The 4,892-nt window shown below is 55.4% G+C and carries 6 protein-coding genes; 4 read left to right on the forward strand and 2 right to left on the reverse strand.

Annotation, left to right across the window (positions count from 1 at the left end; genetic code table 11):
- Positions 1–400: hypothetical protein (locus AC6T8Q_RS14645; protein ID WP_500679784.1), on the forward strand; the 400-nt coding region annotated here is incomplete at its 5' end.
- Between the two features lie 101 nt (positions 401–501).
- On the forward strand, positions 502–867 hold the full coding sequence (locus AC6T8Q_RS14650; RefSeq protein WP_500679785.1) for a hypothetical protein: 366 nt from the start codon (positions 502–504) through the stop codon (positions 865–867).
- A 2-nt stretch (positions 868–869) separates the two neighbouring features.
- On the opposite strand, the gene AC6T8Q_RS14655 is transcribed toward AC6T8Q_RS14650, so the two are convergent.
- Together AC6T8Q_RS14655 and AC6T8Q_RS14660 are read right to left on the reverse strand one after the other, a co-directional pair.
- Entirely contained in the window at positions 870–1,775 is a 906-nt protein-coding gene (locus AC6T8Q_RS14655) for a hypothetical protein (RefSeq protein ID WP_500679786.1), read from the reverse strand.
- On the reverse strand, positions 1,703–3,133 hold the full coding sequence (locus AC6T8Q_RS14660; RefSeq protein WP_500679787.1) for a hypothetical protein: 1,431 nt from the start codon (positions 3,131–3,133) through the stop codon (positions 1,703–1,705). The genes AC6T8Q_RS14655 and AC6T8Q_RS14660 overlap by 73 nt, the downstream gene beginning before the upstream one ends.
- Before the next feature lie 782 nt (positions 3,134–3,915).
- On the opposite strand from AC6T8Q_RS14660, the gene AC6T8Q_RS14665 reads away from it, so the two are divergent.
- The gene (locus tag AC6T8Q_RS14665; RefSeq protein ID WP_500679789.1) at positions 3,916–4,161 is read left to right on the forward strand and encodes an RT0821/Lpp0805 family surface protein; all 246 of its coding nucleotides are present in this window, start codon (positions 3,916–3,918) and stop codon (positions 4,159–4,161) included.
- A gap of 312 nt (positions 4,162–4,473) precedes the next feature.
- Positions 4,474–4,653: a hypothetical protein gene (locus AC6T8Q_RS14670; protein WP_500679788.1), complete on the forward strand. Its 180-nt coding sequence runs from the start codon at positions 4,474–4,476 to the stop codon at positions 4,651–4,653.
- The last annotated feature ends 239 nt before the right edge of the window (positions 4,654–4,892 follow it).

The raw sequence follows: 4,892 nt of genomic DNA on the forward strand, positions 1-4,892 counted from the left end.
CCGCACCGCGCGGGTGATCGATTACGTGCAGCGTGGGGAGAGCAGTGCCACGGCGCTGACGCGTCTCAAGGCTTACGGCCCGGATCTGGTGGTCTTGCCTTACGATGATGCGCAACGGTGCTACGAGGCGCCGTTCAGGCGTGAGGTCGAGGAAATCGTCGAGGCCGTCTGGCACGACGCGTTGAACGTCCTCCCGCCCTATGCCTGGCGCAACACTGGCGCCGGCGAGAGTTTCAAGTTGATCGAGCGGATTGCAGGCGACGTGACCGACATCTACGTCCGGATCGGTGAACGGCATTTCCGGTTCGCGGACGACATCCACCTGCCGCACGAGGAGTGCTTGCGGCGGGTTGGAGCGTCGAAGGTCTACTGGCCTGGCGAGCCGGAACGAAGTGAGTAGGGCGGTCATCGCTCGCCACAATAAGCGCGATTAAGCATTTGTGACTGTGTGATTATTCCGCATGTCAGTAAGTCTCGTCAGTTTTTCTCGCGGCGTATTATATGAATAATCAAGATCAATTCAACGAGGAATTATTTATGTCGCGATACTATACTGTCAGGACCGCTGGAGAGGATGTATATGGCCTGCTTAAAGAAGTTGCCAGTCGATTCTCTGTTGCCCATTACAATTCGTATCAGATGACAACAACTTTCGTTCCGCTCCCCGGTCAAGAGGACGATTTTCGCACGTGGTTCCGGCAAGCGTTTCCCGAACATCCATTGGCCCAACGGGATTCAGAATATGAAATAGGAAGATTGAATAATGAGATCGCCCGCCTCAAATCCAAATTGGAGATGCCCTCGGAGCGAGGCGCGGAAGCGGCTCGAGCTGAACAAGAAGGAACAGTAAGTACCATGGTTCGGTAGATCTACGGCAAGCTTTCATTCACCGATAACTTAGCTTCCAAGAAGGCATTAAAAGCCTCCGACCAGAATTCACGCAATTTGCGCTCATCTTTGGCCCCGATCGATTGCCCATTAGGGGTGCGACCAAAGCCCCACACGTGAACATCAAGCTTCTGACGAGTAACCCCGTTGCCACCACTTTGAACCATATACCGACCGTGGGTGCGGCCAAAATCGGTAGCACTTTTTATCTCATCAGACAGCGCGGCTGATGACCTTTTGTCGATCATGTGAGAAAATATGTACAAGCGGCAGCCCGCAGCTGAATTTGAGCATATTTCAGAAGTCATCCGCTGGACAGACTTGAGGATATCTAGCTCCCTTTGATCGTGGGGTGCGGGCTTCGGCAGCGCGGCGTCGTAGATCTGCTTACGAATAATTTTTGCCCTTTCCACGGCGGCCTTGACTGCGGCTCTCGAAGCCGCGCGCTCTTCCAAGGTGCTGATTTCAGCCCCCATGACGTATTCTAATAGTGTGTTATACCATGTTGCAGACTTCTCTTCATTTAATCGCACTTTACGGAGCTCTTCTTCAGCATCGGGAATGGCCGCAACGCAGTTTCGACGCACTACAACGTGCTTATCTTGAACACCAATCCATACGATCACCAGATCGAAACTGGAGGCTGGATTCGTAAGGATTTTAGTGAGCCCCTGCTTTGCAAGCCCTTCTCCGTCGGGCGCTAGCGCGCTGCGATCTATGGCTACGATGGTAAGACCATGAGGGCAGGTAACCTGCGCATTCACGGTACAAACCACAGCTCCTTGTGCAGCTAGAAAGGCAACCAGAGTCTGCCTCAGCCAGCGTAGCGTGGTTCTCCCATGGTAGATCGACCTCCCGGAAATCTGATTACCTGCGGCGACGCGCATTTCTCAAGCTCCTCAGCGAATTTTTTCGAGATCTCTTTTCGCTCATCCATCGACGAGAAGTCGAGGTAAACGTCGTGATAAGATCGCAGCCGAGTGGTCCGCACCCGGAAAAGATGTGCCTCAACAAGTTCCTCTATTTCTTGTAGGTTCGTGATCAGCACATCGAGGTGCTCGACCTCCTTCTGCAACTCAAGAAGACGTTCGCGTCCAGGGAAATGCTTGTTGTTGAGCCGAGTGACTTCATCATCCACCGCCTGAATCTCTAATGCTAGCGCATCAGACAGTTTCTCATGTTGCAACATCTCTTTTTCTACATAATTTTTGTTGGCACCATAGTCCGCCGCTGCCAGCTCAAAGTTGAATACTGGGTCAACTTTAAAATACCGATGCAATGCTGCAATCAAAAAAAGTGCCAAGTATACGATGAAGCCGATGTGACCATCGGTTGATGAAAATCCACGGAGCGGATCCGATAGCAGTGTCGCTACTTTCTGTCTCCGCAAATCGCGAGCTTTCTGGGCGAGCTGATCTACGGGAACGGGTTCTGCTTCAAGAAAACTTCCCGAACCTACATTGCCGATCGGCGCGTTTGTCTCAACTGTCAGTTCGCGCCTTAGTTCGATGACTTCTGGAACGATAGACCGCAAAGACGCCCCAAGAACAGCGGCGTAGACCCCAATAATGGTCACTACGACGGCAGCCAGAATCGTGCTCGTATTCGACCTGGGAATTGGACGCGATGTTGGCTGGTCGGCTGGAAGGTACCAGTCGATAGATCTCGCCGCAAACGACCCAGCTGCATAACCCAGTTGAAGGAGGATAGCCGCGAATATCGTCGCCCCCGCAAGGGCGCCCATAAGATCACCTTCGATGAGCACCCGAAACGCCGGAAGCGAAAATGCAATCTCGGCAGGTACCATCAGGATCAGCAGTGCGCGCGGGAGGACGCGCTTTAGCCAACCGATCATATTCTTCAGCCGTTTTTCATCCTTTTGCGGCGTTGGGAGACGTTCAGCTTCGATTTTCTGCCAGCCCACCCGGTAATAGGTTATTCTTTCATCTTTATAATTGTCGGACAGAATTTTGAAATCTTCGGAAAATGCAGGCCGTTGAAGGCTTCGCCGCCAAAGGTCGTAGGTCGCCTTGGATTGCTGCAGATCATGGACGCATTCAGGTAACCGGACAGAAACCCCACCGGGATGTTGCACAGTCGACGTTGTCGAGAACCTAAGCAGATCGCGTTGCTCAATGTGGTGATCACGCAGACTGCTAAGATGCTTCCGCCGTTCTCCCAACCCATCGCTGAGCCCTTTGGCGAGACCGTTCAGAGTAGCTATTCTTTGATGCCGAATGGCCATCAATCCCTTAACGCCGGGTGTCAAGCGAGAGACGCGATAGCGTAGTCTCTTCTCAAGAGTGGCCGCTCTCGTGATCAAGACCTGTGAATATCGATGCCGCGCCCTGGTCGCTGAGTATACAGCAGCGACTCTGTCCAAAAACTTGACGATAAAGGAAGGGTGGATCGTGCCAAGCATGCGATCACGCTTCACCACATATGTTCGGTACCGCTCGACGATCCGGGATTCAATGCGACGTACGCGGTGCTCAGGAAGGCTTGGCTCTGAGATTGCAAGTGGACGAATGCTCTCACTGCTTTTGCTCCGCCAGCTTGCAAGCTGGCGCGCGATGAAGCGGAACGGTGCGGTGAGGTATCGGAGGAACGCTGAAACGCGCCCGACCGGGCTTACACTCTGAGGAGTACTCTGGACCATACCTTGTGCCGCAACAGGAAGAACAATGTAGTCTCACGCCGGTCGTTCGACTAATCATAGAGCTAACGTGGTCAGATGAGTCAACGGGGGTCGTCGTGGTACCAAGATCGTTGTATGTCCTCTTGGTCGTCGTGTTGGCGGCTTGTGCTTCGAAAAATCAAGAGGTTGCGCAACCCGATGGTGTCGTCCTCAAGCCCTCCGAGGAACCCCCGCGAGCGAGCAATCGCCCAGCGTTAGGGCAGTCGCGTCCAGATCCAAGTCCCACCGTCCATAAGGTTGCGGTACCTGCCGCAACTGTCCGGGGGGCTGCATCGACTGTGCCTGTGCAGCCACAACTGACTGGGACGCGTGTTGGCAAACTGTTGGACATGGAGGACCTGAGGCGTGCTCACGCTGCAGAGCGGAGTGCGTTATCGTCGAATGGGTCGATAGACTGGACCAACCCCGACACCGGGCATCGAGGGAAAGTCGTCCTGCACCAGCCATATCAAGAACATAACAGCACGTGCCGTCGGTACGTTCATGAACTGCGAGCGGGCGGGGCATCAGAGGTCATCCCTCGTGCTGCATGCCTCGTGAGAGGAAGTTGGCGTGTGAGCGGGTCAGAAATCTAGCGTCTCGCATCGCAAGCCCCGGGGCTACCGGAGCCAGATCCCCAGGATGCACGTCAGTGAAAAGCTGACAGCGAACGATCCTAACATCACCAGCCGCTCGAACGGCCTGGACCACCTGGTCCGTCGCCACGTCGCAAGCGGTATCGGGTTATCGTTGGCGATACGGGTCCGTCGGAAGGTCTCACGTCGTTTCATCGGTGCTGCCCTTCGCCCGCCCGACCGGTACAGCGCGCCAATTGATGCCCCATCCGCAAATCTATCCCCGCTGCGGGAACCGCCCGCATCCTGACTCCGTCAACCGGAGTAACCGTCATGTCCCAGACCTTCGACCGTTTCATCGTTGCGGCAGAGCGCATCGCGGCCGCATATCCCGACGATGCCCGACTTGCCGTCCTGCTGCAACGCCTGCGGATGATCCAGACATCTGCTGGGGACAGCGAGGACGCAGGGCCTCGGCCGCGCCGCACCCCGTCGGGCAAGCGGTTGCCGTGAGAGGGCGTGTGCACGGGGCGGCTTGCTGCGTCCAACTGGTCAGGTCGCCGCTATCGCTCGTCGAGGGTTCACCCGTCTATCGAAATGGTCCTCAGTAGACGCCCGAGCGTCCAGCAGCGTCAGCGTGCGGGTATTTGCCGATCTGACGGCCGGCATCATATCGGCGTAAGACGGCAAATACCTCATTCGATTCAGCTGGTTGCCGGCTGTTCGGCAGCCCCGCCGCTGGGCGTTTGCTC

Source organism: Bythopirellula sp. (assembly GCF_041737835.1).
In the GTDB taxonomy this organism is placed as follows: domain Bacteria; phylum Planctomycetota; class Planctomycetia; order Pirellulales; family Lacipirellulaceae; genus Bythopirellula.

Coding starts and splice junctions, on each gene's coding strand:
- AC6T8Q_RS14650 (WP_500679785.1), top strand. CDS start 502: ATGAATAATCAAGATCAATTCAACGAGGAATTATTTATGTCGCGATAC.
- AC6T8Q_RS14655 (WP_500679786.1), bottom strand. CDS start 1,775: ATGCGCGTCGCCGCAGGTAATCAGATTTCCGGGAGGTCGATCTACCAT.
- AC6T8Q_RS14660 (WP_500679787.1), bottom strand. CDS start 3,133: ATGGCCATTCGGCATCAAAGAATAGCTACTCTGAACGGTCTCGCCAAA.
- AC6T8Q_RS14665 (WP_500679789.1), top strand. CDS start 3,916: ATGGAGGACCTGAGGCGTGCTCACGCTGCAGAGCGGAGTGCGTTATCG.
- AC6T8Q_RS14670 (WP_500679788.1), top strand. CDS start 4,474: ATGTCCCAGACCTTCGACCGTTTCATCGTTGCGGCAGAGCGCATCGCG.